This is a genomic window from Cupriavidus sp. Met-2 (assembly GCF_049843575.1).
In the GTDB taxonomy this organism is placed as follows: Bacteria; Pseudomonadota; Gammaproteobacteria; order Burkholderiales; family Burkholderiaceae; genus Cupriavidus; species Cupriavidus metallidurans.
Window position 1 is genome coordinate 397,784 of the sequence record NZ_JBBHZL010000001.1, and the last position, 26,320, is coordinate 424,103.

At 65.3% G+C, this 26,320-nt stretch carries 22 protein-coding genes; 7 read left to right on the plus strand and 15 right to left on the minus strand.

What is annotated here, in order from left to right; all coding sequences use genetic code 11:
• Positions 1-10: 10 nt before the first annotated feature.
• Genes WD006_RS01925 through WD006_RS01940 form a run of 4 tightly spaced genes read right to left on the minus strand, consistent with a single transcriptional unit; the run spans position 11 to position 9,413 of the window.
• Complete coding sequence (locus tag WD006_RS01925; protein WP_375198921.1) at positions 11-1,504, minus strand: efflux transporter outer membrane subunit; 1,494 nt, start codon at positions 1,502-1,504, stop codon at positions 11-13.
• The gene (locus tag WD006_RS01930; protein ID WP_375198922.1) at positions 1,504-4,806 is read right to left on the minus strand and encodes an efflux RND transporter permease subunit; all 3,303 of its coding nucleotides are present in this window, start codon (positions 4,804-4,806) and stop codon (positions 1,504-1,506) included. Before WD006_RS01930 ends, WD006_RS01925 begins: the two co-directional genes overlap by 1 nt.
• Positions 4,806-7,961 carry an MdtB/MuxB family multidrug efflux RND transporter permease subunit gene (locus WD006_RS01935; protein ID WP_011515379.1) on the minus strand — a complete coding sequence of 1,052 codons (3,156 nt, stop codon included), beginning with the start codon at positions 7,959-7,961 and terminating at the stop codon, positions 4,806-4,808. Before WD006_RS01935 ends, WD006_RS01930 begins: the two co-directional genes overlap by 1 nt.
• 21 nt (positions 7,962-7,982) lie before the next feature.
• Positions 7,983-9,413, minus strand: coding sequence for an MdtA/MuxA family multidrug efflux RND transporter periplasmic adaptor subunit (locus tag WD006_RS01940; protein ID WP_035833015.1), 1,431 nt, complete (start codon positions 9,411-9,413; stop codon positions 7,983-7,985).
• A 283-nt stretch (positions 9,414-9,696) separates the two neighbouring features.
• On the opposite strand from WD006_RS01940, the gene WD006_RS01945 reads away from it, so the two are divergent.
• Positions 9,697-10,431 (plus strand): response regulator, encoded by a 735-nt coding sequence (locus tag WD006_RS01945; RefSeq protein WP_008645039.1) that lies wholly within the window; start codon positions 9,697-9,699, stop codon positions 10,429-10,431.
• Positions 10,428-11,711: an ATP-binding protein gene (locus tag WD006_RS01950; RefSeq protein ID WP_011515381.1), complete on the plus strand. Its 1,284-nt coding sequence runs from the start codon at positions 10,428-10,430 to the stop codon at positions 11,709-11,711. The genes WD006_RS01945 and WD006_RS01950 overlap by 4 nt, the downstream gene beginning before the upstream one ends.
• Positions 11,712-11,785: 74 nt before the next feature.
• Here the strand turns inward: WD006_RS01950 and plsY are convergent, their stop codons facing one another.
• From plsY to WD006_RS01980, 6 genes are all read right to left on the minus strand, one after another.
• Positions 11,786-12,394, minus strand: a complete 609-nt coding sequence (plsY, locus tag WD006_RS01955; protein WP_008645034.1) for a glycerol-3-phosphate 1-O-acyltransferase PlsY — start codon at positions 12,392-12,394, stop codon at positions 11,786-11,788.
• A gap of 98 nt (positions 12,395-12,492) precedes the next feature.
• Positions 12,493-12,984, minus strand: a complete 492-nt coding sequence (gene ybaK, locus WD006_RS01960) for a Cys-tRNA(Pro) deacylase (protein ID WP_011515382.1) — start codon at positions 12,982-12,984, stop codon at positions 12,493-12,495.
• A gap of 22 nt (positions 12,985-13,006) precedes the next feature.
• The gene (xerD, locus tag WD006_RS01965) at positions 13,007-13,915 is read right to left on the minus strand and encodes a site-specific tyrosine recombinase XerD (RefSeq protein WP_011515383.1); all 909 of its coding nucleotides are present in this window, start codon (positions 13,913-13,915) and stop codon (positions 13,007-13,009) included.
• A complete protein-coding gene (locus WD006_RS01970; RefSeq protein WP_008645026.1) occupies positions 13,912-14,391 on the minus strand; it encodes a methylated-DNA--[protein]-cysteine S-methyltransferase in 480 nt (159 codons plus the stop codon). The genes xerD and WD006_RS01970 overlap by 4 nt, the downstream gene beginning before the upstream one ends.
• A 185-nt stretch (positions 14,392-14,576) precedes the next feature.
• On the minus strand, positions 14,577-15,557 hold the full coding sequence (locus WD006_RS01975; protein WP_008645024.1) for a tripartite tricarboxylate transporter substrate binding protein BugE: 981 nt from the start codon (positions 15,555-15,557) through the stop codon (positions 14,577-14,579).
• A gap of 103 nt (positions 15,558-15,660) precedes the next feature.
• The gene (locus WD006_RS01980) at positions 15,661-16,278 is read right to left on the minus strand and encodes a chalcone isomerase family protein (RefSeq protein ID WP_011515384.1); all 618 of its coding nucleotides are present in this window, start codon (positions 16,276-16,278) and stop codon (positions 15,661-15,663) included.
• A 160-nt stretch (positions 16,279-16,438) separates the two neighbouring features.
• On the opposite strand from WD006_RS01980, the gene WD006_RS01985 reads away from it, so the two are divergent.
• Positions 16,439-17,332: an AEC family transporter gene (locus WD006_RS01985; protein WP_008645019.1), complete on the plus strand. Its 894-nt coding sequence runs from the start codon at positions 16,439-16,441 to the stop codon at positions 17,330-17,332.
• 20 nt (positions 17,333-17,352) lie between these two features.
• Here the strand turns inward: WD006_RS01985 and queG are convergent, their stop codons facing one another.
• The gene (queG, locus tag WD006_RS01990; protein WP_029308401.1) at positions 17,353-18,537 is read right to left on the minus strand and encodes a tRNA epoxyqueuosine(34) reductase QueG; all 1,185 of its coding nucleotides are present in this window, start codon (positions 18,535-18,537) and stop codon (positions 17,353-17,355) included.
• A 16-nt stretch (positions 18,538-18,553) separates the two neighbouring features.
• Here queG and tsaE point away from each other — a divergent pair, with 16 nt between their 5' ends.
• The gene (tsaE, locus tag WD006_RS01995) at positions 18,554-19,087 is read left to right on the plus strand and encodes a tRNA (adenosine(37)-N6)-threonylcarbamoyltransferase complex ATPase subunit type 1 TsaE (RefSeq protein ID WP_017513177.1); all 534 of its coding nucleotides are present in this window, start codon (positions 18,554-18,556) and stop codon (positions 19,085-19,087) included.
• Positions 19,081-20,574: an N-acetylmuramoyl-L-alanine amidase gene (locus WD006_RS02000; RefSeq protein WP_011515388.1), complete on the plus strand. Its 1,494-nt coding sequence runs from the start codon at positions 19,081-19,083 to the stop codon at positions 20,572-20,574. Before tsaE ends, WD006_RS02000 begins: the two co-directional genes overlap by 7 nt.
• Positions 20,575-20,693: 119 nt before the next feature.
• On the opposite strand, the gene WD006_RS02005 is transcribed toward WD006_RS02000, so the two are convergent.
• Positions 20,694-21,716 (minus strand): bile acid:sodium symporter family protein, encoded by a 1,023-nt coding sequence (locus tag WD006_RS02005; protein WP_008645010.1) that lies wholly within the window; start codon positions 21,714-21,716, stop codon positions 20,694-20,696.
• Positions 21,717-21,813: 97 nt separating this feature from the next.
• Here WD006_RS02005 and WD006_RS02010 point away from each other — a divergent pair, with 97 nt between their 5' ends.
• Positions 21,814-22,719 (plus strand): LysR family transcriptional regulator, encoded by a 906-nt coding sequence (locus WD006_RS02010; protein ID WP_011515390.1) that lies wholly within the window; start codon positions 21,814-21,816, stop codon positions 22,717-22,719.
• A 36-nt stretch (positions 22,720-22,755) separates the two neighbouring features.
• Here WD006_RS02010 and WD006_RS02015 read toward each other — a convergent pair whose 3' ends face one another.
• Positions 22,756-23,526: a class I SAM-dependent methyltransferase gene (locus tag WD006_RS02015; RefSeq protein ID WP_029308400.1), complete on the minus strand. Its 771-nt coding sequence runs from the start codon at positions 23,524-23,526 to the stop codon at positions 22,756-22,758.
• 124 nt (positions 23,527-23,650) lie between these two features.
• Between WD006_RS02015 and WD006_RS02020 the strand changes: the two genes are divergently transcribed.
• The gene (locus tag WD006_RS02020) at positions 23,651-24,445 is read left to right on the plus strand and encodes a helix-turn-helix transcriptional regulator (protein ID WP_011515392.1); all 795 of its coding nucleotides are present in this window, start codon (positions 23,651-23,653) and stop codon (positions 24,443-24,445) included.
• 48 nt (positions 24,446-24,493) lie between these two features.
• On the opposite strand, the gene WD006_RS02025 is transcribed toward WD006_RS02020, so the two are convergent.
• On the minus strand, positions 24,494-25,252 hold the full coding sequence (locus WD006_RS02025; RefSeq protein WP_011515393.1) for a 3-hydroxyacyl-CoA dehydrogenase: 759 nt from the start codon (positions 25,250-25,252) through the stop codon (positions 24,494-24,496).
• Positions 25,253-25,395: 143 nt separating this feature from the next.
• Positions 25,396-26,061: an adenylate kinase gene (adk, locus tag WD006_RS02030; protein ID WP_011515394.1), complete on the minus strand. Its 666-nt coding sequence runs from the start codon at positions 26,059-26,061 to the stop codon at positions 25,396-25,398.
• Positions 26,062-26,320: the final 259 nt, after the last annotated feature.

Genomic DNA, 26,320 nt, shown 5'->3' on the forward strand with positions numbered 1-26,320 from the left:
ACCGAGTCTGTTATTGCGCTGTCGATGCGGGCGCGGTAGCCGGCGGGGCGCTATCGGCCTTCCCCACCTCCATATCCGGTCCATGCCATCCGCCGCCAAGCGCCTTGATCAGCGTGACGGCCGCGGTGTACTGCCGCCCCATGATCGTCAATGTGGTGTTCTCCGCCGTATAGGCCGCGGTCTGTGCCGTCAGCACATCCAGCAACGCTGCGGTGCCGGCCTTGTAGCGGTGGTTGACCAGCGAAAGCGCTTCGCGTGCCGAGCGCAGCGCGTCGTTCTGGACGATCGACTCCTGTTCGAGCACGCGGGCCGAGGCGAGGTTGTCCTCGACCTCCTGGAACGCGCCCAGCACGGTCTGCCGATAGTTCGCCACGGTCTGGTCGTATTGGGCCACGGCAATTGCTGTATTGGCACGGCGCAGGCCGCCGTCGAACACGGTGCCGGCCAGACCGGCACCGATTGACCAGACGCGGTCAGGCAGAGAGAGCCAGCGCGCCAGGGTGCTGGCCGTCAGCCCGCCTGTGGCGGATAGCGAGAGCGTCGGGTAGTAGGCCGCTTCGGCCACGCCAATATTGGCGTTCGCAGATGCCATGCGCCGTTCCGCAGCCGAGATATCGGGGCGGCGTTCCAGCAACTGCGACGGCACGGCCACCGGTACGCGCGGAATCGTGTCGCGGTTGTCGACGGTCGCCACGGTCAGGTCCGCCGGGGGTTTGCCGACCAGTACCGCGATGGCATGTTCGAGCTGCTGCCGCGTGATCTGGATATCGAGTTGCTGTGCTTGCGCGGACTTGAGCTGGGTTTCCGACTGCAGCACGTCCGAGCGTTGTGCGGTGCCCGCCTTGTACTGGTTCTGCACGAGCTGCAGCGACTTCGCGTAGTCGGCCACGGTGCGGTCCAGCAGCGCGTGCTGGGCGTCCGCCACGCGCAGCAGGAAGTAGCTCTGCGCCAGCGTTGCCTGCGTGGAGAGCAGGATCGAAGCCAGGTCGGCCTCGCTGGCCTGCGCGCCGGCCTGGGCGCTTTCCACCTGCCTGCGCACGCGGCCCCACACGTCGATTTCCCAGTTGGCGGACAGCGTCAGGTTCTGGCCGTTGATGATCTGGCCATTGCTGCTCGTCGCGCCGCGCGAAACGCCGGCGTTGGCGCCGACCGTCGGGAAGTAGCCCGCGCGTGCCGCGGATAGCGATGCCGTGGCCTGGCGATACTGTGCTTCCGCCGCCTTGATGTTCTGGTTCGATATTTTGACCTGAGACATCAGCGCGTCGAGCACGGGATCGTCGAATACGCGCCACCAGTCGGGGCGCGCCATGATGTCCTGCGGCTCGGCGGTTTTCCAGTCGCCGGTCCATGCGGGCATGTCCTCGCTGGCTTCCTTGAAAGCCTTGGGCACGGGCGCATCGGGCCGCTGGTAATCAGGGCCGACCGCACAACCGGTCAGCAGGGCACAAGCCAGCGCGACGACGGTGAACGAGAATTGGCTTCGAGACATGGCAATTGCCTTCATCAGTGTTCGAGGCGCGGCGTGGTGCCGCTTGCCTGGGTGCGACGACGCTCGCGCCAGGCCTTGACCTTGAGGCGCCAGCGATCCAGCGTGAGGTAAACCACAGGCGTGGTGTACAGCGTCAGCAACTGGCTGACGAGCAGGCCGCCGACGATCGAGATACCGAGCGGCGCGCGCAGTTCGGCGCCATCGCCGCGGCCCAGTGCCAGCGGAATCGCGCCCAGCATCGCTGCCATCGTGGTCATCATGATCGGGCGGAAACGGAGCAGGCAGGCGCGGTAGATCGCGTCGCGCGGGCTCAGGCCGTCACGCCGCTCGGCGTCGATCGCGAAGTCGATCATCATGATCGCGTTCTTCTTCACGATGCCGATCAGCAGGATCACGCCGATCAGCGCGATGATGCTGAACTCGGTCTTGAACAGCAGCAGGGCCAGCAGCGCGCCCACGCCCGCCGACGGCAGCGTCGACAGGATTGTCAGCGGATGCACGTAGCTCTCGTACAGGATGCCCAGCACGATGTAGATCGTGATGATCGCCGCCAGAATCAGGATCGGCTGGCTCTTGAGCGAATCCTGGAACGCCTTGGCGCCACCCGCGAAATTGGCCTGTAACGTCTCCGGCGCGCCGATCCGCGCGAGCGCATCCTTGATCGCGTCGGTAGCCTGCGACAGCGAATAGCCTTCGGCCAGGTTGAACGAGATCGTCGACGCCGCGAACTGGCCCTGGTGGTTCACGCCGAGCGGCGTGCTGGTCGGCATCACACGCGTAAAGGCCGCGAGCGGCACGCGTTTGCCACCGCCGGTGACGACATAGACATCCTGCAGCGCGTGCGGCCCCTGCAGATACTCGGAGCTGAGTTCCATCACCACGCGGTACTGATTGAGCGGGTGGTAGATCGTCGAGACCAGGCGCTGCCCGAAGGCATCGTTGAGGATCGCGTCGATCTGCTGCGCGCTGACGCCGAGCTTCGACGCGGTGTCGCGGTCGATGATCACTGACGTCTGCAGGCCCTTGTCATTGGTATCGGTGTCGACGTCCTCGATGCCCTTGATGTTCGAAATTGCCGCGCGAACCTTTGGCTCCCACTCGCGCAGCACGTCCAGGTCATCGGACTGCAGCGTGAACTGGTATTGCGAACTGCTCTGTCGCCCACCGACGCGGATATCCTGCACCGACTGCAGGAACAGGCTGGCGCCTGGCTCCTTCGCCAGCTTGCCACGCAGCCGCGCGATGATTGCATCGGCGGATTCCTTGCGCTCGGACAGCGGCTTCAGCGTGACGAACATCTGTCCCGTATTGCGCTGCGAGCCGCCCGTGAAGCCGACCACGTTGACCACGGCCGGGTCGGTCTGGACGATCTGGATAAAGTTGTCGAGCTTGGTGCGCATCGCCTGGAACGATGTGGCCTGGTCCGCGCGGATGAAGCCGATCAGGCGGCCCGTGTCCTGCTGCGGGAAGAAGCCCTTTGGCACGATCACGTAGAGCCAGACGTTCAGTGCCACCGTGGCCAGCAGAACGATCCAGACCAACGTGCTATGGCGCAACGCCGCGCCCAGCGTGCGTGCGTAGGCCTGCTGCATCCATGTGAAGACGTGCTCGGTTGCGTGATGAAAACGGCCCTGGGATTCTTCGTGCACTGGGCGCAGCAGCCGCGCGCACATCATCGGCGTGGTGGTCAGCGACACGACCAGCGACACCAGGATGGCGACCGACAGCGTGATCGCGAACTCCTGGAACAGTCGGCCGACGATGCCACCCATCAGCAGCAGCGGGATGAACACGGCGATCAGCGAGAGACTCATCGACAGCACCGTGAAGCCGACCTCGCGCGCGCCGCGCAAGGCGGCGGCCAGCGGCTTCATGCCCTCCTCAATATGGCGCGAGATGTTCTCCAGCACCACAATCGCATCGTCGACCACAAAGCCCGTGGCGATGGTCAGCGCCATCAGCGAAAGGTTGTTCAGCGAGAACCCGGCCAGGTACATCACCGAGAATGTGCCGACCAGCGATACCGGTACCGCCACACTCGGAATCAGCGTGGCCCGCACGTTGCGCAGGAACAGGAACACGACCATGACCACCAGAGCCACCGAGATGATCAGCGTCTGTTCCACCTCGCGCAGCGAGGCGCGGATGGTGGGTGTGCGGTCCATCATCACGTCCATCGAGATCGCGGCCGGGATCATCTTGCCCAACTGCGGCAGGATGTCGTTGACGCGGTCCACGGTCTCGATGATGTTGGCGCCGGGCGAGCGGTTTAGCACCAGCAGCACCGATGGCTTGCCGTTGGCAGAGCCGGCATTGCGGATGTCCTGTACCGAGTCGACCACATTGGCCACGTCCTGCAGGCGGATCGGCACCGCGAAGCCGTTTGGCCCCTTCGCGCCGTTGCTGCCGCCGGTGGCTCCGGTGGTGATCGTCGTGGTGCCGCTGCTGGTGGTGATGGTGGTCGTGGTGACACCGTTGACGGTCTTCGTGCTGACATTGCCGCCGGCGGCGGCGTTGGCGGTGCTGGCGATCAGCGCGCCGGCCGACGCGGACGAGTACGTGCCCGGCGTGGCGTAGCGGATGATCAGCGGCATGTAGTCCTTGGCCGCCATCGCCTGGTCGTTGGCATAGACCTGCCACGCGTTGTTGCTGTTCTCCAGCACGCCGAGCGGCCGGTTGGCGTTGGTGGCGCTGATGGTGTTGCGGACGTCTTCCAGCGAGATGCCGTACTTGTTCAGCGACGTGGGATTCAGCTCCACGCGCACAGCCGGCAGCGAAGAGCCGCCGATGGTCACCTGCCCGACGCCTTCCACCTGCGAGAGCTTCTGCGCGAGGATCGTCGACGCCGCATCGTAGAGCTGGCCACGTGACATCGTCTGCGAGGTCAGGCCGATGATCATGATCGGCGCGTCGGCCGGGTTGACCTTGCGATAGGTCGGGTTGTTCGGCAGGCTCGTGGGCAGCGTGGCGCGCGATGCATTGATCGCGGCCTGCACGTCGCGGGCCGCGCCGTCGATGTTGCGCGACAGGTCGAACTGCAGCGTCACGCGTGTGGAGCCGAGCGAGCTGTTCGACGTGATTTCCGTGACACCGGCAATCGTCCCCAGCGCGCGTTCGAGCGGCGTGGCCACCGTGGCGGCCATCGTCTCGGGGCTGGCGCCGGGCAGCGACGCAGACACCGAGATGGTGGGGAAGTCCACCTGCGGCAGCGGCGAGACCGGCAGCAGCCGGAACGCCGCGATGCCCGCCAGCAGAATGCCGATGGTCAGCAGCGCGGTGGCAACCGGGCGATGGATGAAGGTGGCCGACAGGTTCATCAGACGTTCGGCTCCTGCGGACGGTGCGGCTGCTGGCCGCCATCCTCTCCGGTGCCGCCCTCATCGGGGTCACCGAAGCGGTTGCGGCGCCAGGCCTTCAGGCGGATCGCGACGCGGTCGAACGCCAGGTAGATCACCGGCGTGGTGAACAGCGTCAGCACCTGGCTGACCAGCAGGCCACCCACCATCGTGATACCCAGCGGACGGCGCAGTTCCGAGCCGATGCCCGTGCCGAGCATCATCGGCAACGCAGCCAGCAGTGCGGCCATCGTCGTCATCAGGATCGGGCGGAAGCGCAGCAGACAGGCCTGGAAAATCGCATCGCGCGGCTTCATGCCGCCTTCGCGCTCGGCCTCAAGCGCGAAGTCGATCATCATGATCGCGTTCTTCTTCACGATACCGATCAGCAGGATGATGCCGATGATCGCGATGATGCCGATATCCTGCCCCGACACCAGCAGCGCCAGCAGGGCGCCGACGGCGGCCGACGGCAGCGTCGAGAGGATGGTCACCGGATGGATCGTGCTTTCATACAGCACACCGAGCACGATGTACATCGTGACCACAGCGGCCAGGATCAGCCACAGGGTGTTGGAGAGCGACGCGCGGAAGGCCAGAGCGGCGCCCTGGAACTCGGTGGCCATCGAGATCGGCAGGCCAATCTCGCTCTCGACCTTGGTGATCTTGTCCACCGCCGCGCCAAGCGATTCACCCGGCGCGAGGTTGAACGAGATCGTCGCGGACGGGAACTGGCCCTGGTGATTGATCACGAGCGGGCCGGTGCGCTCCGAGATGTGCGCGATCGACCCGAGCGGCACCTGGCCGCCCGACGACGACGGCAGGCGCAGCGCGGACAGCGACTCCGGGCTCACCCGGAATTGCGGCATCGTTTCCAGCACCACGCGATACTGGCTCGACTGCGTGAAGATCGTCGAGACCAGCCGCTGGCCGAACGCGCTGTAGAGCGCGCTGTCGATGACCGCGGTGGTGATGCCGAAACGCGCGGCGGCGTCGCGGTCGATCTCCACGTAGGCGCGCAGGCCGTTGTTCTGCTGGTCGCTGGCCACGTCGCGCAGTTCCGGCTCCTGCTTCAGCCGCTCAATCAGCTTCGGTACCCATTCGGCCAGCACGGCTGGGTCCGGGTCCTCGACGGTGAACTGGTACTGCGTGCGGGCCACGCGGTCCTCGATTGTCAGGTCCTGCACCGGCTGCATGTACAGCGCCACGCCGCCAAGCTTCTGCACCGAGGCCTGCAGCCGGTCGGTCACGACTGCCATCGAGTCGCGTTCGTCCTTCGGCTTCAGATTGATGATCATGCGGCCCGCGTTGATCGTCGTGTTGGTGCCGTCGACACCAATGAACGACGACACGCTATCCACGGCGGGGTCCTCGAGAATCACCTTCTGCACCGCCTCCTGCTTGCGGCCCATCGACTGGAACGAACTGGTCTGCGCGGCTTCGGTGATCGCCTGGATCATGCCCGTGTCCTGCACCGGGAAGAAACCCTTCGGCACCACCACGTAGAGAAGGCCGGTCAGCACCAGTGTGCCCACGGCGACGAGCAGCGTGGCCGTCTGGCGCTCGAGCACCCAGTTCAGCGCGCGGCCATATTGTTCGATCACGCTGTCGAAGAAGCGGCCCGTGACCACGTGGAAGCGGGACATTTCGCTCTCGGGCACGTGACGCAGCAGACGCGCGCACATCATCGGCGTCAGCGTCAGGGAGACCACTGCGGAGATCAGGATCGACACGGCGAGCGTGATGGCGAACTCGCGGAACAGCCGGCCGACCACGTCGCCCATGAACAGCAGTGGAATCAGCACGGCCACCAGCGAGAACGTCAGCGAGATGATGGTGAAGCCGATCTGTTTCGAGCCCTTCAGCGCCGCTTCCATCGGCGGATCGCCTTCCTCGATGTAGCGCATGATGTTCTCGATCATCACGATGGCGTCGTCCACCACGAAGCCGGTGGCGATGGTCAGTGCCATCAGCGTGAGGTTGTTGATCGAGAAGCCGGCCATGTACATCACGCCGAACGTGCCCACCAGCGACAGCGGCACCGCCACCCCCGGGATGATCGTGGCGGACAGGTTGCGCAGGAAGATGAAGATCACCATCACCACCAGCGCGACGGCCAGCAGCAGTTCGAACTCGACGTCCTTGACCGAGGCGCGGATTGTGGTGGTGCGGTCGGTCAGCTGCTGCACCTGCACGGAGGCCGGCAGCGACGCCCGCAACTGGGGCATCAGCGTCTTGATGCGGTCGACCACCTCGATCACGTTGGCGCCGGGCTGGCGCTGGATGTTCAGCACGATGGCCGGCTTGGCGTTGGCCCATGCGGCCAGGCGGCTGTTCTCGGCCGCATCGACGATGTCGGCCACGTCGGTGATGCGGATCGGCGCGCCGTTCTGGTAGCCGATGATGATCTGCTTGTATTCGTCGGCCGACTTGAGCTGGTCATTGGCGTCGATTGTCGACGCGCGCGCGGGGCCGTCGAAACTGCCCTTGGCGCCGTTCACGTTCGCATTGCCGATGGCGGTGCGCAGGTCGTCGATCGACATGCCGAGGTTGGCCAGCGCCGTCGGATTGGCCTGGATGCGCACGGCGGGGCGCTGGCCCCCGCTGATCGTGACCAGGCCCACGCCCTGGATCTGCGAGATCTTGGCGGCCACGCGCGTGTCGACCATGTCCTGCAGCTTGGGCAGCGGCAGCGTGTCGGACGTCATCGCCAGCGTCATGATCGGCGCGTCGGCCGGGTTGACCTTGCTGTAGATCGGCGGCATTGGCAGGTCAGCCGGGAGCAGGTTGCTGCCCGCGTTAATGGCGGCCTGCACTTCCTGTTCGGCCACGTCGAGCGACAGTGTCAGCTCGAACTGCAGCGTGATCACCGATGCGCCGCCGGAGGAGGACGACGACATCTGCTTTAGGCCAGGCATCTGGCCGAACTGGCGTTCCAACGGCGCGGTGACCGACGAGGTCATCACGTCGGGGCTGGCGCCGGGGTAGAGCGTGGTGACCTGGATGGTCGGGTAGTCCACCTCGGGCAGGGCCGAGAGCGGCAGCAGCCGGAATGCGACCAGCCCCGACAGCAGGATGGCCACCATCAGCAGCGCTGTGGCGACTGGCCGCTCGATAAAGATGCGTGAGGGATTCATGCCGCTCCTCGACTCCTCGCCTTACGGCTGTGCCTGCTGCGGGCTCGCGCCCGAGCCATGGGCGCCGCTGGCTGCCCGCGCGCCGCTGGCACCGTGGACGCCGCTCGCGCCGCCGCCGCGACGGCCGCGGGCGCGTGGCGAACTCGCCGGCGTGAGCGCCGCGGCACGTGCCGCCGGGTCTACCGCCTCGACGGTCATGCCTTCCTTCAGGCGGTCCGCGCCATCCACAACCACGCGCTGCCCGGGCTCCAGGCCCTTGAGCACGGCGCTGTGGCTACCGTCGCCCGGCCCGAGCGTGACGACCTGCACCTTGACCGTGCTCTGGTCATCCACGACATACACGAACGTGCCCTGCTGGCCCCGCTGGATCGCCGCGATCGGGATCACGGTGGCGTCTTCCAGCGTGTCGATGCGCGTGCGCACGTTGACGAACTGGTTCGGGAACAACATGCCGTCGGTGTTCGCGAAGATTGCCTTGAGCTTGACGGTGCCCGTGGTGGTGTCGATCTGGTTGTCCGTGGTCAGCAGCGTGCCTTCACCGAGCTGGTTGCGCATCTGGCGGTCCCAGGCTTGCACCGCCAGCTTCTCGCCGGCGTTGAGCTTCTTCAGCACCGAGGGCAGGTTGTCTTCGGGGATCGTGTACAGCACCGCGATCGGCTGGATCTGGGTGATCAGGGCGATGCCGTTGGTGTCGCTTGGATTGACGATATTGCCCGGGTCGACCTGACGCAGGCCAATGCGGCCCGACGTCGGCGCGACGATGCGCGTGTAGCCAAGCTGGATGCGCGCGTTGTCGACGTTACCCTGATCGGTCTTGACCGTCCCCTCGTACTGGCGCACCAGCGCGTCCTGCGTATCTACCTGCTGGCTCGAGATCGAGTCCTGCGCCAGCAGCGTCTTGTAGCGTTTCTGGTCCAGGCGGGCGTTCTGGAGCAATGCCTGGTCGCGCGCGAGTTGGCCGACAGCCTGGTCGAGCGTGGCCTGGAACGGGCGCGGGTCGATTTCGGCGAGCACGTCGCCGGCCTTGACCATCTGGCCTTCCTTGAACAGCACTTTGAGCAGCGGGCCGGAGACCTGCGCGCGCACCGTGACGTTGGCCACCGGCGTCACGTTGCCCAGGCCGTTCAGCACCACGTCCATGTTGCGGCGCGTCACGCGGTTGACCACCACTGGCGAGCGCTGCTGCGCGCCCGGGCCGCCAGGGCCACCGGCGCCGCTAGCGCCTCCGGGGCCCCGCTTGCCCGCGCCCATCCCGGCAGCGCCACTGGCCGCGCCGGCACTCGTGGCGCCGGCTTGCTGCGCGGCCTTGCGATGGCCGTGCCAGTACCAGCCGGCACCGGCTAGCACGACGATGACTGCGCCGGCGATCCATGTGCGGCGACGCGACCGGGTATTACCGCCCGGTGTGGGCGGATTGGGAGGAGTGGGTTGACCTTGTTCTGGGTTGGACATGACCGGAATCCTGGGAGCGGCACGACGAAAAAGTGGGGCGTGCCAACGGTATTCGCACAAGCATTGTGACGTCGAAGTTGCAGCAGTATGCCGCATCGCACGGGCAGGGTGCCTCGCCGTCAGGGGGATGGCCTGAAGCATAATGTGCGGCTCCCATCCCACCTGTTTCGCCGCGCCCTGCTTTTATTACAGCGGATTACCAACGACGTGGGTGTAACCTCCGGAAACAAAACGGTCCGGGACATTTGCAAAGCCGCATGTCCGGCCTGACTATCATGTGCCTATGCGTACAAACCAGCCCACCCAGATTCTCGTCGTCGATGACGATCCCGAACTGCGCGACCTGCTGCGCGAGTACCTGACATCCCAGGGATTCGCGGTTTCCGTGCTCCATGATGGCGACGGCCTGCAGGCGCGACTCGAGCGCGAGCGCCCGGCGCTGATCGTGCTCGACCTGATGATGCCAAAGGTCGACGGCCTGACCGCCCTGCGCAATCTGCGCGCCAAGAACGACGATATCCCCGTGATCCTGCTGACCGCGCGCAGCGACGAGATCGACCGCATCGTCGGGCTGGAGATCGGCGCGGACGACTACCTCGGCAAGCCGTTCTCGCCACGCGAGTTGCTGGCGCGGATCAATGCCGTGCTGCGCCGCAAGCTGGCCCGCCCGGCTGCCGCACCCGAGGATCGGGAATCCGTGGTGTTCGGCCCGTTCCGGGTGAACTTCCGCCAGCGCTCGCTCGAACGCAGCGGCCAGTCCGTTTCCATCAGCGACACCGAATTCGCGCTGCTCAAGCTGCTGCTGTCGCATCCGCTTGAAGTGCTCTCCCGCGAGCGCATCGTCGAACTGATGTACGGCACCGCCAACGGCATCAGCGACCGGGGCATCGACGTGCAGATCTGGCGCCTGCGCCGCCTGCTCGACGAGGACGCCCAGCGCCCGCGCTATATCCAGACCGTACGTGGCCGCGGCTACACCTTTGTGCCGGACGAGGCCGAGGACAGCATTCCGCAATGAAGCTTCGCATCGATACCCTGTTTGGCCGCATCGCGCTGCTGATCGCGGCCGTGTTGGTGATCAGCCACTTTTCGTGGCTGGCCATCCTACGCATGGACCGGCGCCAGCAGCAGATCGACTATTCGGTCGAGCAGATGATCTTCCAGCTCGACAGTATCCAGCGGGCGCTCGATGCGACGCCGCCGTTGCCCCTGCCGAGCCTGGTGGAGGTGGCGGATGCCTCCACCGCCGACGAGCACGCCTCCGTTCCGCAGGCCGGCCGGGCGCGCCGGCTGGTGGAGCAGTTCACGCGGCGCCTGCCGCCGGGTACCGAGGTGCGGCTTGAGGACGAACTGTCCACGCCGCGGCTGTGGATCAAGCTTCCCAAGCGTAATCGATGGATCGCCATGCCGATCTTGTTCGTGCACAACCCGCCGCCGGACAATCGACTGTTGCCGGGCGTGGTGCTGGTGGTAGGGATAGCGATCATCTTCGCATTGCTGATCGCGTGGCAGATCCAGCGCCCTGTGCGGGATATGGCCGAGGCGGCGGAGAAGCTGTCGCGCCAGCAACTGGTGTCGCCGCTGCGCGAGCGCGGACCGCATGAACTGCGGCAACTGATCGAGCGTTTCAATCGCATGGTCGCAGACCTCGTGCGCATCGATCAGGAACGCAACACAATGCTGGCCGGCATCGCGCACGACCTGAAAACCCCGCTCGCGCGCCTACGATTGCGTGCGGAGATGCTGTCGGATCCGAAGGCCGCTGCCGGCGTGACGCGCGATGTGGAGTCGATGTCGGCGATCGTCGAGCAGTTCCTGACCTTCGCGCAAAGCAGCGAGCCTACCGCGCGGCCCGTGCCGGTGGACAAGCGTATCGGCGAACTGGCGGCATCCTTGCAGGAGCAGGACAGGAAGGTGGTGCTGGAACTGAACGCGGGCGATGGCTTCCGCATGATCGCCACTCAGCTCGACCGGATCATCGGCAATCTCGTCGACAACGCCTACGCCTACGGTGAGCCGCCGGTGTGTGTGGCCACGAGCCGCACGCAGGAAGGCTGGAAGCTGATTGTTGAGGATGAGGGACCGGGGATTCCGGATGACGCGATCGAACGCGTGACGATGCCGTTCGTGCGGCTCGATCCGGCACGTGGCGGCAATGCGCATTCGGGATTGGGCCTGGCGATCGTCGATCGCCTGGTGCGGCAGGCCGGCGGACGCCTGTCCATTGCCAACCGCGAGGAAGGCGGCCTGCGCGTGGAAATGGTGTTTCCGTTCGCGGCCATGGCGCAGGCGGCTTGATGCGATAAATCTGCCGATGGTTTTCCCCCTCTTCCACGAATGGGAGAGGGGAGCACAGCTTGTGCTTCAGACGTTCAAACCTTCTTCTTCTCCCCGATCCGGCTTTCCTTGCCCGCCAGCAGCTTTGCGATATTGGCGCGGTGGCGCGCGATCAGCAGCACGCTGATCACCAGGATCGCGCCGGCCATGATGTCCACGCCATTCATCAGTACATAGAAGAACGGCGCGAAGATCGCCGAGATCAGCGCGGCCAGCGACGAATAGCGGAAGAAGAACGCGATGATCAGCCACGTGGCCAGCGTGCCGGCGCCGAGAATCGGATCGATGGCGAACAGGATGCCGGCGGCCGTGGCCACGCCCTTGCCGCCCGCGAAGCGATGGTAGAGCGGGAACAGGTGGCCGAGGAACACGGCCAGCGCCACCAGCGCGATGCCGGTCTCGTCCACGCCGTATGCCGGGCCGAAGTGCTTGGCCAGCAGCACCGCCGCCAGGCCTTTCAGCGCGTCGCCGATCAGCGTGAAAATGGCCGCCTTCTTGTTGCCGGTGCGCAGCACGTTCGTGGCGCCGGGGTTGCCGGAGCCATAGCTGTGCGGATCGGGTAGGCCCATGACTTTGCTGACCACGACGGCGAATGACACCGATCCGATCAGGTAAGCGATGACGGCAAATAGCAGGTTGATCATTTCTGTGGGAATAAGGCTAGGAATTTCAGGCTGGCGCGATTGTAGCGCGGCGCCGGGTCATCCAACTCCGTGACTTTCCCCTATACGCGGACGCGGCGTTAGTCCGGCAGCGCGCATTCCACCGGCTTGGCGTCAACCAGCGCCTCCAGTACCGCCGGCGCGACGCTGACCAGGTATCCACGGCGGCCGCCATTGATGTAGATCTTGTCCAGCGTCAATATCGACGCCTCGACATAGACCGGCATTTTCTTCTTCGTGCCGAAGGGCGACGTGCCGCCAACCATATAGCCGCTGTGGCGCTGCGCCACGTCGGGCTTGCATGGCTGCACGCTCTTGGCGCCGATCTGCCGTGCGAGATTCTTGGTCGACACCGAGCAGTCGCCATGCATCAGCACGATCAGCGGCTTGGCCGCTTCGTCTTCCATTACCAGTGTCTTGACCACGTCGTGCTCGGGCACGCCGAGCTGACGTGACGATTCGCCCGTGCCGCCGTGGTCGACGTAGTCGTAGGTGTGCTCGCCGAACGTGACGCCGTGCTTGCGCAGCATTTGCGTGGCGGGGGTTTCGGAGACGTGCTTGCTCTTGCTCATATCGCGTGGTCGGTCGCGCGGGTCAGCCGCGCGGATGGTGATGCAGGTGCAGTTCGCGCAGGCGCTCGCGCGCGACGTGCGTGTAGATCTGCGTGGTGGAGATATCGGCGTGCCCCAGCAGCAGCTGCACCACGCGCAGGTCGGCGCCGTGATTAAGCAGGTGCGTGGCAAAGGCGTGCCGGAGCGTATGCGGGGAGAGCGGGGCGTGAATGCCCGCGTCACGCGCGTGTTTCTTGATCAGGTGCCAGAACGTCTGGCGCGTCATGCCCTCGCCGCGCTGCGTGACGAAGAGTTCGTCGCACGCGCGGCCCGCCAGCAACGTGGGGCGCGCATCGGACAGGTAGCGATGCAGCCAGTCGCCGGCCTGCGCGCCGAATGGCACCAGCCGCTCCTTGTTGCCCTTGCCGCCAACCACGCGCGCCACGCCTTCATTCAGGCCGACTTCGATGGTCTTCATGTTCGTGAGCTCGGACACGCGCAGCCCGCTCGCATACATCAGTTCGAGCATGGTGCGGTCCCGCAGGCCCAGCGGCGTTTCGATATCGGGGGCTTCCAGCAGCGCCACCACCTGTGCCTCGGACAGCGTCTTCGGGAACCGGGGTGGCTGCTTGGCGGGGCGCAGCAGCAGGCAGGGGTCGGCCTCGATCATGTGCTCGCGCAGGGCCCACTGATAGAAACGGCGGAACACAGTCAGGCGGCGATTGGCCGAGGAAGCGCGCGTCTCCAGGTGACGCGCGGCGAAGTATCCGGAAAGCGCGGTGTCGTCGACGCCCAGTAACGCCGTGGTGCCGGACTCGTGCAGCCAGCGCGCCAGCATGGCCAGGTCGCGCCGGTAGGCGTCGATCGTATTGCGTGCCAGGCCATCTTCGAGCCACAACGCATCGCAGAACCGGTCGACCAGCGACAGGTCGCCATCGAGTGCCGCCGTCATAGCAGCATCGCGCCTTCATGGCGCAGCAGCCAGCGCTTCACGCCCAGATGGAATCCTTCCTCGCCATGATGCGCGAAGCCGCCGAGTCCGTTGGCCGCCACCACGCGATGGCACGGCACCACGATCGGAAACCAGTTCTGTCCGCAGGCCTGGCCCACGGCGCGCGGCATGCTCTGCAGCGATTTCGCGATGGTGCCGTAGGTCGTCAGGCCGCCACGCGGCACCGCGCTGATGGCCGCCCAGACTTTGCGCTGGAAGTCCGTGCCACGCCGTGCCAGCGGCAGGTCGAACACGGTGTCTGCATTGGCGTAGTAGGCGTCGAGCTGTTCCGCCACGCGCTTTGTCAACGCGCTGGTTGGCGGGACCTCGGCAAAGCTGTCGGGCAGATAGACGATTTCGTGAACCTGCGTGCCATCGACACGTACGCCGACCTTGCCAAATGGCGCGGGCAGGACGGCATCGAAGTGATGTTGCATGGTGGATGGCGGGATAACGTGGCGATGAGCGATTTTATGCTGATTCCAGATGCATATCGAATGCAATGGGACTACCCGCCCGCTCGGCGGGGGCAGACAGGGGAAGAACGCTGGTGCCGCGTCTGTCAGGCGCAACAAAAAAGGACCTCCGTGGAGGTCCTTTCTCGCTACCTGCGGATACCCGCTTATTGCTCGAGCTTGATGTTCTGAACCTTCACCAGGTTCTTCATCTTGTCGAATTCCTTCTTGATTTCGGCAGCGTGCTGCGCCGGCGTATTGCCCGACGGTTCGGCGCCAGCCGCCTGCAGGCGCTGGACGAAGGCCTTGTCCTGCAGCGCCTTCACCACCGCGGCGTTGAGCTTGTTGATGACGTCGTCAGGCGTGCCGGCTGGGGCAACCAGACCGTACCAGGCCGGGTCGTTCGGCTCCTTCAGGCCCATTTCGCCGAAGGTCGGCACGTCAGGCAGCCCCTCGACGCGCTTGTTCCAGGCCACCACGATCGGGCGCAGCTTGCCGGCCTTGATGTACGGCATCGACGACGGCAGGTTGTCCACCATGATCGGCACCTGGCCAGCCAGTACGTCGTTCAGTGCAGGGCCCGCGCCACGGTACGGAATGTGCACCATGAACGTCTTGGTCGAGACTTTGAACTGCTCGCCGAGCATGTGGCCGAAGCCGCAGGTGCCCGACGACGCGTACGAGTACTTGCCCGGGTTGGCCTTCAGCACCGCCAGGAACTCCTTGTAATCCTTGGCCGGGAAGTTCGGGTTCACGGCGATCACATTGGCCACGTTGGCCACGTTGGCGATGGGCTTGAAGTCCTTGATCGGGTCGTAGGAGAGCTTCGGGTTGCACGCCGGGTTCACCGCCATCGTCGACACGGTGGAGATGCCGATCGTGTAGCCGTCCGGTGCTGCCTTGGCGATCGAGTCGGCGCCAATCGAGCCACCCCCGCCCGCGCGGTTTTCCACCACGACCGTCTGGCCCAGGATGCGGCTCATCTGATCCGCCACGCCACGGCCGACGATGTCGGTGGTGCCGCCCGGCGCGAACGGAATGATCAGGCGGATCGGCTTGGTCGGATAGTTGCTCTGCGCGTGAGCCACCGACGCCACGGAGGCAGCCGCCGCGACGGCAGCGATCAATGCGGTTTTGCGAGCTTGCATGAGGAAAGGATCTCCCGTACGTGAAAGCCGGGCGGATCACGCCCGGGGTTGGAATCGCCGGCGTGCCTCGCGCGGATTTGCGCGGCACGGCGGCGTGCGTGGGTCAGCCGCCCAGCAGGCCGCGCTTGAGGTTGCGGTCTACCGGGTGGTCGCCCAGGAAAATGCGCAGTACGGCCTGGTAGAAGTCTTCGCCGGCAATGGCCTGGCCGCGTGGGATGCCGTTCAGCGCCACCACGGTGCCGCCTTCGGGCGTGAAGTCGAAATTGATGATGTCGCCACGGTGCGCGGCGCCCATCTCGGTCATGGTCTGCTGGAGCTGCGCCAGGCGATCGGCCAGCATTCTCATCTGCAGCTCGGAATGGTTCTCGCGCAAGCCTTCGTTGAGCGCCTTGATGAACGACTCCGCCTCCACTTCCCGCAGCACGCGCAGTTGCAGCCGCTTGGGCCCGCGCGTGGCCAGCGCCACCGTTGCATTGCGCGCGCGTTCGGGCAGGTACAGGCCCGCTACATAGCCCTTGATCACGAATACCGAGCGCAAGCCGGCGCCGTTGAGCGCCAGTTCCTTGCCGCCGAGCCGCGTCGCGTCGTCGAAGCGAACCCCCTCGATGACCATCGCCGATGCAGGTGGCATCAGCGTCCAAAGCGCCAGCGTCGCGCACAGCGTGGCGGCGAAACGGCGGGAAAGGGCGGTCGTACGGGAGGGAGACTTCAGGGACTTCATGGTGCGACGGGCGGCGGGCAAACCGCGGGCGAGACGAAATACAGCGTGCCATGCTGCCGGAATTCTGAAAAAATACCCATCCGTATCTGCCCTAGGCTGCACATTTCATGATGCAAGGCAAACGAGCAGATGTGATGAAAACGACAAAACAAACGAGACAATGTCTTCCGCACTCCTGCTGGTCCCGGATTTCAGCCTGATTTTGATTGGCTGGCTGCTGGTTCGATACACCCCATTCGACCGCGGTTTCTGGGCCGGAGTGGAGCGTCTGGTCTACTTCGTCCTGTTCCCGGCGCTGCTGCTGCAATCGACGAACAGCGCCAAATTCGACTTCTCGTCGACGTCCGCCATGCTCGGCCTGGCCCTGCTCACGATGGTCTTCGGCATGGCCACCGGCTATCTGGTCAAGTGGGTGTTGCGGCCGGCCCCGGCGGATTTCGCCTCGGGCCTGCAGACAGCCTTCCGTTTCAATTCCTACATTGGCCTGGCCTTGGCCGCGCGGCTTGGCAATGGCGAGGGCCTGGCGCTGATGGCGCTGGTCGTCGGGGTGACGGTGCCGCTGTGCAACGTCGTGGCGGTGTGGGCGCTGGCGAAACATGGCGAGGCGCGTGTGCTGCGCGAACTGGTCCGGAATCCGCTGATCCTGGCCACGGCCACCGGGCTGGTCACGAACCTGCTGGGCCTGCATCCGCCCGAGGTGGTGGCGATGACGCTGAACCGGCTTGGTTCAGCTTCCACCGCGCTCGGGCTGATGACCGTCGGCGCGGGGCTGCAGATGAGCGGGGCTACCGGCACGGCCGGCCCGATGGCGTGGTGGAGCGGCGTGAAGCTGCTTGCCATGCCCTGTTTCGCGTGGCTGGTGGGCAAGTATCTGCCGCTGACCCCATTGCAGTACCAGATCGTGGTGGTCTATGCGTCGCTGCCCACGGCATCGAGTTCGTACATCCTGGCCGTGCGCATGGGCGGCAATGGTCCGATGGTGGCGGCGACGATTTCCGCGATGACTGTCGTGGCGATCGTGACCACGCCGGTGTGGCTGTCGCTGGTGAGCTAGCGGCCTGGCCGCCTAGCCGCCTAGCCGCGCTCAGGGGCCCGGTCCTGCGCGAGCGCCCATTCGATATGCTCGCGCACCAATGGCGTGGCCGCATCGAGCCGCGCGCGGAGTGAGGCACGGATGCGTTCGGCCAGCGCCGGATCGTTCACCGCCGCGGCGCGCAGGCTGTTGCCGAGGCCCACGGCCAGGTTGCGCAGCCAGCGTTCATGACCGATCCGCCGGATCGGGCTGCCTTCGAGCCGCTGGTTGAATTCTGCTTCGCTCCAATCGAATAGTGTTGCCATGTCGGGCGCGTCGAAGCCATTGCGCACGTCGAAGTCCGGCAACGTGGCGCGATGAGCGAACTTGTTCCAAGGGCACGTCAGTTGGCAATCGTCGCAACCATAGACGCGATTGCCCATCGGCGCGCGCAGGTCTTCGGGAATAGCGCCCTTGTGTTCGATCGTCAGATAGGAAATGCAACGCCGCGCATCCACCAGATAGGGCTCCACGATGGCCTGGGTCGGACAGATGTCAATGCAGCGGCGGCAGTTGCCACAGTGCGGGGCCTCGGCCGAATCGGCGGGCAACGGGATATCGACGAGGATCTCGCCGAGAAAGAACATCGAACCACCATCGCGGTCGAGCAGCAGCGTGTGCTTGCCGCGCCAGCCCAGGCCACCCTGGCTGGCCAGCGCCACTTCCATGACCGGGGCCGAATCGGTGAAGACGCGGTAGCCAAACGCGCCGATCGCGGTCTCGATACGGGCCGCCAGCTGCTGCAGCCGGTTGCGGAGTACCTTGTGATAGTCGCGGCCACGTGCGTAAAGCGAGATCACGGCAGTCGAGGGGTCGTCGAGGCGGGCGAGTTCGTGTCGGCGCCAGCCGTCGTCACGCTGCATGGGCAGATAGGGCATGCGCGCGACGATGGCGCGCACGGTGCCGGGCACCAGTTCGGCCGGGCGGGCGCGCTTTGTGCCGTGGTTGGCCATATAATCCATGTCGCCGTGGTAGCCCGCCTGCAACCACGCCAACAGGCCCGCTTCGGCGTGCCGCAGATCGACATCGGCGATGCGGATCGCATCGAATCCGAGCTCCCCCCCCCAGGCACGAATCTGTGCCACCAGCGACGCCAGAGAGTCCCTGGCAGCTTGCGGGGACGACGTGGACGGCACCGGAACGGGGTCTTTCGCGGGGGAGGAGGCGGGAACTGCTCGGTCGATCATTCCTGAATTGTACGCAATGCCCCTGCTCGAAGAACGCATTCTGCCGCTACCGGACGAAGCCGCCACCGAACGGTTTGGCGCGGCGCTGGCCACCGCCGCGCGCGCGATGCCGCCGCGCACGATCCATCTGCAGTTGTCCGGAGACCTTGGCGCGGGCAAGACCACGCTGACGCGTGCCGTGCTGCGCGCGCTCGGACACGCCGGCAAGGTGCGTAGCCCCACCTACACGCTGTGCGAACCCTATGAAGTGCTGCGTGCCGATGGATCGCCGCTGACGGTCTACCACTTCGATCTCTATCGCTTCGCCGACCCCGAGGAGTGGATCGACGCAGGATTTCGCGACTGTTTTGCCGAACCGGCGCTCAATCTCGTGGAGTGGCCGGAAAAGGCGGGCCGCCTGCTGGGGGAACCTGACCTCCATGTGTTGCTCCAATCGGACAATCGTGTCTCACATTGGGCCGATAACGGGGCCGATGCGGGCGCGGATCGCCGCATGGCAACGCTGCGCGCCTATACTCCCACTGGACTTACCCTGCTGAACGCATGCTGATCAAGCGACTCGCAACCGACCGACCCGATGGACCCGACGGACTGCTGAAGGCCCGCCGCAAATGGATGGCGCAGGCGCTGAAAGTCAGTGCCGGTACGGTCGTATTGACCATCGCCGGGCCGCAGATCGCCTTTGGCGCCGGCATTGTCGCGGTGCGGGTGTGGCCGGCCGAGGACTACACGCGGGTAACCATCGAGTCCGACGAGCGCCTGGTGGCCGTGCACCAGATGATCCGCAACCCGGACCGTCTCGTGGTCGACATCGACGGGCTCGACCTGTCGCCGACGCTGCGCGAACTCGTGGCGAAGATCACGCCGAACGATCCGTATATCCAGTCCGTGCGCGTGGGACAGAACCGCCCGCGCGTGGTGCGGATGGTGTTCGACCTCAAGGAAGACGTCTCGCCGCAGGTGTTCACGCTTGCGCCGATCAGCGACTACCGCAATCGTCTCGTATTCGACCTGTATCCGGTCAATCCGCCCGACCCGCTCTGGAAGCTCGTGCGTGATACCGAGGACAAGCAGCGGCGATTCGCCGCCGCGCCGCCGCCTGCTGGTACCGATGGTGTGTCCGGCGCGCCCGCTGGTGCGGAAGAGGATGCAATCGGCGCGATTGTGCGCAAGTTCGAGGATCGGGACCAGCTTCCGTCGCCGACTACCGCTCCGCCACCCGCATTGGCCGGCGTCAAGCCCAGGCCCCCCCTGCCGTCTCCCGCGCCCGTGGCGCCGCCGCCGACGGCGCGGACCAATCTGCCGCCACCCAGCGAATTCAAGATGCGCCGCCTGCTGACCGTGGCCATCGATCCCGGCCATGGTGGTGAAGACCCGGGGGCGATAGGTGCCGCGGGATCGCGCGAGAAGGATGTCGTGCTGCAAATCGCCACGCGCCTGCGCGCGAAGATCGACGCGCAGCCCAATATGCGCGCGATGATGACGCGCGATTCGGACTTCTTCGTGCCGCTCAACGTGCGCGTGCAAAAGGCCCGCCGCGTGCAGGCGGACCTGTTCGTGTCGATTCACGCCGACGCTTTCCTGTCTCCCGAGGCGCGTGGGGCATCGGTGTTCGCGTTGTCCGAACGCGGCGCGTCAAGCTCGGCCGCGCGCTGGCTGGCCAACAAGGAAAACAATGCCGATCTGATCGGCGGTGCCAATATGGGCAACAAGGATGCCCAGGTGGCGCGCGTGCTGCTGGACTTGTCCACAACGGCACAGATCAACGACAGCATGCAGGTAGGCAGGTCCGTGCTGCAGGAGATCGGTGGGATCAACAAGCTGCACAAGGGCAGCGTGGAGCAAGCGGGATTTGCGGTGCTCAAGGCGCCGGATATTCCGTCGATCCTGATCGAGACCGCGTTCATCAGCAATCCCGAGGAAGAGCGCAAGCTCAACGACGACAGCCATCAGGAGCAACTGGCCAACGCCATCCTGCGAGGCATCAAGGCGTACTTCGCGCGCAATCCGCCGCTGTCGAAGAATCCATCGGTGTGATGGTCGAAGGTGGTCAATGCGGCAGCGGGCCACCCTTCACCATGCAAAAAGAAAACGGCGCCTGGGGCGCCGTTTTCATTTGATCAACGAGCCTGCCTCAGGCACGCATTAGGCACGTCTCAGGCACGCACCGCCTCACGCGTTTCCACGTCATCGCGGTTTGCGTACCGTGCGGCGATGACCGAGCAGACAATCAGTTGGAGCTGGTGATAGACCATCAGCGGCAGCACCAGCAGGCCCAGGGCCGGATGACCGGCGAACAGAATCTTGGCCATCGGGATACCGTTGGCAAGGCTCTTCTTCGAGCCGCAGAACACGGCCGTGATTTCATCTTCCACCGAAAAGCCCAGGCGACGCGCCGTGAACGTGGTGGTGCCCAGAATCACGAACAGCAGGACGGCCGCGATACCCATCACTGCGCCGATGGTCTGCCAGTGGTACTGGTGCCAGAGGCCAGCAGCGGTGGCGTCGCAGAACGACGAGTAGACGATCAGCACGATCACACCACGGTCGATCTTGTTGGTGATCTGCTTCTTCTTGGCCAGCCAGTTGCCAATCAACGGGCGCGCGGCCTGACCCAGCGCGAACGGCAGCAGCAGTTGCAGCGCCACGCCCATCAGCGCGCGACCCAGCGGCATCGACGCGCCGCTGGCGCTGATCACCAGGCCCATCAGCAACGGGGTCAGCGCCATGCCGATCAGGCCCGAGATCGTGGCGTTGAAGATGGCGCCGGGCACGTTGCCACGTGCCATCGACGTCATCGCCACCGACGACGATACCGTGGACGGCAGTGCGCACAGATAGAACACGCCCAGCAGCAACTCGGGCGGCAGCGTGTTGCGCAGCGACAGCATCAGCAGCACGCCGACGATCGGGAACACGATATACGTGAAAGACTGCACGAAGACATGCAGACGCCAATGCTTGGCACCCGCTACCAGCTTGTCGCGCGACAATGCGGCGCCGTGCAGGAAAAACACCAAGGCGACACCGAGATTGGTGACCACGCCAAGGCGCAGCGGGCCGTCACCGGTTCCGATTTCAGGGGCAATCAGCGCGATGCCGATAGCGGTCAGCATGATCAGCACGAACCCGTCGATCAGGTCGTAGATCTTTTTGAAGGGGGCGAGAATGGCGGACATTGATAGGGATAGTGCGTAAGGGTTTCCGCTTGGTATTGGACCCTCGTCCTGTCTAGAATGCAAATTCATTTATTTCATTCATTCATTTCAACGTTGCATGAATTACACACTGCGGCAGTTGCGGGTCTTTCTGGCGGTGGCGGGGCATGGCAGTTTCAGCCGGGCAGCGGATGCCGTCGGGCTGACGCAGCCGGCGGTCAGTCGGGGTGTTGCCGAGCTTGAAGAGGCACTTGGCGTACGTCTGCTGGATCGTACGACTCGGGAAGTCGTGCTGACGGAGGCTGGAACGGCACTGGTACCAGCGCTGGAGCGGCTGCTGGGCCAGCTTGACGACACCCTGGAAGAGACACGGCAGTCCGGCGAACGCTATCGCGGCCGGGTTGTGATAGCCAGTGCGCCGACGATCTCGGCGCGACTAATGCCGATGTATGTGGCGGCCTGCGCGAGCCAGTATCCCGATATCCGGTTGTTCGTGCGCGACAACGTCCAGGCCGACGGCCTCGAGCAGATCCGCGCCGGCGCGGTCGATTTCGGGGTGTTGATCGATCCGATGGCGCGCGAGGGGCTGACTATCGCGCCGCTCGCCACCGATCCGTTCTGTTTCGTATGTCGGCGCGACCATCCACTGGCCGAGGCGGATTCGGTGCCCTGGACCGCGTTGCACGGCGAGCGCCTGGTGCTGCTCGATTTTGCCTCCGGCAGCCGGCCGTTGATCGACCGGATCTTCGCTCGTCATGGCGCGGTGCCGCAGGTGGTGCAGGAACTCGGGCACTCCGCCAGCGTATTCGGCATGGTGGAGGCGGGGATCGGCGCGTCGGTCCTGCCGTCCTTCTCGTTGCCGTTGCCCGAGGCGTCCCCGCTGGTCTCGAAGCCGCTGACGCCGCGCGAGGAACGCAGCATCGTCATGGTCCGTCGCGAGGACCGGTCGCTGTCACCGGCGGCGGCTGCGGTCTGGAACATGGTCCAGACCATGCCGATCCCGGCCGAAACCGCGACCGGCTGACTGCGACGGGCGAGGGGAGGGCTGAGGGGAGGGCTGTTACGCGCGGGGAGAGGCGGCCAACATTGCCGCTTCCAGCGCAAAGCTGCCGTCGGGCTGCACGCGATAGCGATCACAAACTTCGGCTGGCGCCTTTTCCCACAGGTGGCGGATCGCGGCTGCCGCAACTTCTGGCGTGCGCATCCGGGCCACCCAGCTGGTGAATTCGATGTCGATGCGCCAGACCGGCGACACCTCTACCTGGAATCCGGCTGCCTCGAACATTTGCGTCCACACGGTCGGCGTGTAGTCGCGGATGTGCGATGGGTCGCGCAGCAATTCCACGGATTGCAGCCATGTATCGCAAAGCGGGTCCTCGGCGCCGACGATGTCGATCAGCACTACCTTGCCGTTCGGCTTCAGCACGCGCTGGATTTCACGCAGCGCGGCGGGGACGTCGCGCCAGTGGTGGGCACTCATGCGTGAGACCACGGCGCAGAAGCTGGCGTCGTCGAACGGCAGTTGCTCGGCGGCACCCTGCTGCGTCTTGACGTTGCCCAGGCCGCGATCGCGTGCCGCACCTGCCACGACTTCGAGCATTTCCGCCGACAGGTCGTAAGCCACCACTTCGTTGGCAACCGTTGCAGCAGCAAAGCTCGCGTGGCCTGCGCCGCAGCCCAGGTCGAGCACGCGGCTATGCGCCACGGGCTTCAGGTAAGCCAGCGCTTGCTTGAGTTGTTCGAGATCGGCGCCTTGAGCATGGACAGCACTGGTCAGGTAGGCATTGGCGGTGGCGCCGAACTGGGCGGCGACGAGTTCCTGTTGTTGCATGGGGTGCCTCGATTCTTGTCGGATTGGCGATGGGGATTGCCCGGGCCCGGGGGTTCACGTACTGTAGATGCGGTCTTTTCCCGGTACAAGTCACAGATTTATCCTGGTATAAGCACCACCAGCCATGTCTATCGAACCCACTCAAGTCAGTCGCGAGGCCGAACTCGGCGCATTTCTGCGCACCCACCGAGAGCGGCTGACGCCAAGCGACGTCGGCCTGCCGCCGGGCCGCAGGCGCCGCACACCGGGATTGCGGCGCGAGGAAGTTGCGCAGCTTTCGGGATTGAGTGCCACATGGATCACGTGGCTGGAGCAGGGGAGACCGGTGGCGATGTCCGTGCGCGCGCTGGGCAGTCTGGCCGAGGCCCTGCGACTGTCTCGCGCTGAACGCGCCTATCTGTTCGCGCTGGCTGGCAAGCCCGAACCGCGCCAGGATGCCGAGCCCGCCGTGCCCGTCGCACTGCTTGCGAGCGTTCAGGCAATCTCGGGGCCTGCCTATCTGCTGGATCGCCAATGGACCGCCCGGGCATGGAATGCAGCGGCCGCCGACCTGTTCGTCGGCTGGCTCGATGCTGCGTCCGGAGAGCGGAACCTGCTGCGAGCGATGTTCCTGCCGACGGCGTTGCAGGCGTTGGTGGAGGATTGGCCGCACCGCGCCGCACGGCTCGTGGCCGAGTTTCGTGTCCACAGCTTGCGTCATGCCGAAGATCCGCCGACACGCGCACTGATCGAGCGGCTCATGGAAGACAGCCCCGCGTTCGCGGCGGCCTGGCGTTCGCAGGACGTCGACGAGCGCCAAGGCGGCCGGCGCGGGTTTCATCACCCGATGCGCGGCCTGGTCTACTTCGAGCAACTCACGCTGGTACCCCCGGCTGCACCGGGGATGATGCTGGTGATGCTGCTGCCGGAAACACCCTGATTCGGCGCGATTCGCCGCGAGTCGCCCTGCATCGCGCGACGCGCGGGCTTACTTCGGCTGCATGCGGATTGCACCATCCAGGCGGATCACTTCGCCATTCAACATCGTATTGCCGATGATCGACTGGACCAGCTTGGCGTACTCCGCGGGGCGGCCCAGGCGCGGCGGGAACGGCACCATCTTGCCGAGCGCCTCTTGCACCTCTGGCGGCATCCCGAGCAGCATCGGTGTTTCGAACAACCCCGGGGCGATGGTCAGGCAGCGCACGCCGTCGCGGGAAAGATCGCGCGCGATGGCCAGCGTCATGCCCACCACGCCGCCCTTCGATGCCGCATACGCAGCCTGGCCGATCTGGCCATCGAACGCGGCCACCGAGGCCGTATTGATGATCACGCCGCGTTCGCCTTCGGCATCGGGAGTGTTCTGGACCATCTCCGCGGCGGCGAGGCGAATCATGTTGAAGGTGCCGATCAGGTTGACGCGGATGGTCTTCTCGAACGCATCGAGCGGATGCGGTCCGTTCTTGCCGACCGTCTTGGCGGCCACGGCGATACCCGCGCAGTTGACCAGCCCGGAGAGCCGGCCAAGCTTCCGCGCGGCATCCACGGCCGCCTGACCGTCGGCCTCCGACGCCACGTCGCATTTGACGAACTGCCCGCCGAGCTCCGTGGCCAGCGCCGTGCCCGCGGCTTCGTTGAGGTCGGCAATCACGACCTTGCCGCCCGCAGCCGCCAGCATGCGCGCCGTGCCCGCGCCGAGCCCGGATGCGCCGCCCGTGACAATGAATACGTTGCCCTGAATGTCCATGCGCCTGTCTCCTCGTTGTGAATGCCGTTTACGTTAACGTCAATTGGAGGCTATTGTACGAACCGCGCGAACCGATCGGCAAATAAAAAAGCGGCCCGGTTGCCCAGGGCCGCTTCTTCTTGATGCTGAAAGCGCTTCGCGACTTACTTCAGCGCGTCGAACACGCTTGCCGTGATCTTGTCGACTTCGCCAAGACCCGCGATCTTGCGGTACTTCGGCGGCGATACCTTCGCCGAGGCATCGCCGTTGGCGGCCCAGTTCGAGTAGTAGTCGACCAGCGGACGGGTTTGCTGCGAGTACACGTCCAGGCGCTTGCGCACCGTCTCTTCCTTGTCGTCGTCGCGCTGGATCAGTGCTTCGCCCGTTTCGTCGTCGACCATGTCGGCCTTCGGCGGGTTGAACTTGACGTGGTATGTCCGGCCCGACGCCACATGCACGCGGCGGCCGCTCATGCGCTCGATGATGGCGTCGAACGGCACGTCGATTTCCAGCACGTAGTCGATCGCCACGCCGGCTTCCTTCATTGCCTCGGCCTGCGGAATCGTGCGCGGGAAACCATCGAACAGGTAGCCCTTTTCGCAATCAGGCTGCTTAAGACGGTCTTTCACCAGGCCGATAATGATGTCATCCGACACCAGTCCGCCCGCGTCCATCACCTTCTTGGCTTCGATGCCCAGCGGCGTGCCCGCCTTCACCGCGGCGCGCAGCATGTCGCCCGTGGAGATTTGCGGAATGCCGAACTTCTCGCAGATGAACTTGGCTTGCGTGCCTTTGCCGGCGCCAGGTGCGCCCAACAGGATCAAACGCATTTACGGGTCCTCAAGGTATTTGAATTCGGTCTGGCGGGAGGGATGGAAGGAGGGTACCGCCGCAACTTGACGCAGGACTTACGCGGTCAGGCCAGACTGTGCGAGTCGAGCCATGTGCCGGAGTCAGGTCATGCTCGACGCGCCGGGCGCGCAGCAGGTGCCAGCGGGCACGCGCGCATCCGGTCGGGCTCGATCTCTATCTCCCCACCGAGTCTTTGTGAAGAGCGGCGAACGCGCCTCACGGACTCTGTTTCGGCAA

What these genes read in the sequence shown, in the direction of transcription:
- WD006_RS01925 (WP_375198921.1), bottom strand. Translation starts at nt 1,504, where the DNA reads ATGAAGGCAATTGCCATGTCTCGAAGCCAATTCTCGTTCACCGTCGTC.
- WD006_RS01930 (WP_375198922.1), bottom strand. Translation starts at nt 4,806, where the DNA reads ATGAACCTGTCGGCCACCTTCATCCATCGCCCGGTTGCCACCGCGCTG.
- WD006_RS01935 (WP_011515379.1), bottom strand. Translation starts at nt 7,961, where the DNA reads ATGAATCCCTCACGCATCTTTATCGAGCGGCCAGTCGCCACAGCGCTG.
- WD006_RS01940 (WP_035833015.1), bottom strand. Translation starts at nt 9,413, where the DNA reads ATGTCCAACCCAGAACAAGGTCAACCCACTCCTCCCAATCCGCCCACA.
- WD006_RS01945 (WP_008645039.1), top strand. Translation starts at nt 9,697, where the DNA reads ATGCGTACAAACCAGCCCACCCAGATTCTCGTCGTCGATGACGATCCC.
- WD006_RS01950 (WP_011515381.1), top strand. Translation starts at nt 10,428, where the DNA reads ATGAAGCTTCGCATCGATACCCTGTTTGGCCGCATCGCGCTGCTGATC.
- plsY (WP_008645034.1), bottom strand. Translation starts at nt 12,394, where the DNA reads ATGATCAACCTGCTATTTGCCGTCATCGCTTACCTGATCGGATCGGTG.
- ybaK (WP_011515382.1), bottom strand. Translation starts at nt 12,984, where the DNA reads ATGAGCAAGAGCAAGCACGTCTCCGAAACCCCCGCCACGCAAATGCTG.
- xerD (WP_011515383.1), bottom strand. Translation starts at nt 13,915, where the DNA reads ATGACGGCGGCACTCGATGGCGACCTGTCGCTGGTCGACCGGTTCTGC.
- WD006_RS01970 (WP_008645026.1), bottom strand. Translation starts at nt 14,391, where the DNA reads ATGCAACATCACTTCGATGCCGTCCTGCCCGCGCCATTTGGCAAGGTC.
- WD006_RS01975 (WP_008645024.1), bottom strand. Translation starts at nt 15,557, where the DNA reads ATGCAAGCTCGCAAAACCGCATTGATCGCTGCCGTCGCGGCGGCTGCC.
- WD006_RS01980 (WP_011515384.1), bottom strand. Translation starts at nt 16,278, where the DNA reads ATGAAGTCCCTGAAGTCTCCCTCCCGTACGACCGCCCTTTCCCGCCGT.
- WD006_RS01985 (WP_008645019.1), top strand. Translation starts at nt 16,439, where the DNA reads ATGTCTTCCGCACTCCTGCTGGTCCCGGATTTCAGCCTGATTTTGATT.
- queG (WP_029308401.1), bottom strand. Translation starts at nt 18,537, where the DNA reads ATGATCGACCGAGCAGTTCCCGCCTCCTCCCCCGCGAAAGACCCCGTT.
- tsaE (WP_017513177.1), top strand. Translation starts at nt 18,554, where the DNA reads ATGCCCCTGCTCGAAGAACGCATTCTGCCGCTACCGGACGAAGCCGCC.
- WD006_RS02000 (WP_011515388.1), top strand. Translation starts at nt 19,081, where the DNA reads ATGCTGATCAAGCGACTCGCAACCGACCGACCCGATGGACCCGACGGA.
- WD006_RS02005 (WP_008645010.1), bottom strand. Translation starts at nt 21,716, where the DNA reads ATGTCCGCCATTCTCGCCCCCTTCAAAAAGATCTACGACCTGATCGAC.
- WD006_RS02010 (WP_011515390.1), top strand. Translation starts at nt 21,814, where the DNA reads ATGAATTACACACTGCGGCAGTTGCGGGTCTTTCTGGCGGTGGCGGGG.
- WD006_RS02015 (WP_029308400.1), bottom strand. Translation starts at nt 23,526, where the DNA reads ATGCAACAACAGGAACTCGTCGCCGCCCAGTTCGGCGCCACCGCCAAT.
- WD006_RS02020 (WP_011515392.1), top strand. Translation starts at nt 23,651, where the DNA reads ATGTCTATCGAACCCACTCAAGTCAGTCGCGAGGCCGAACTCGGCGCA.
- WD006_RS02025 (WP_011515393.1), bottom strand. Translation starts at nt 25,252, where the DNA reads ATGGACATTCAGGGCAACGTATTCATTGTCACGGGCGGCGCATCCGGG.
- adk (WP_011515394.1), bottom strand. Translation starts at nt 26,061, where the DNA reads ATGCGTTTGATCCTGTTGGGCGCACCTGGCGCCGGCAAAGGCACGCAA.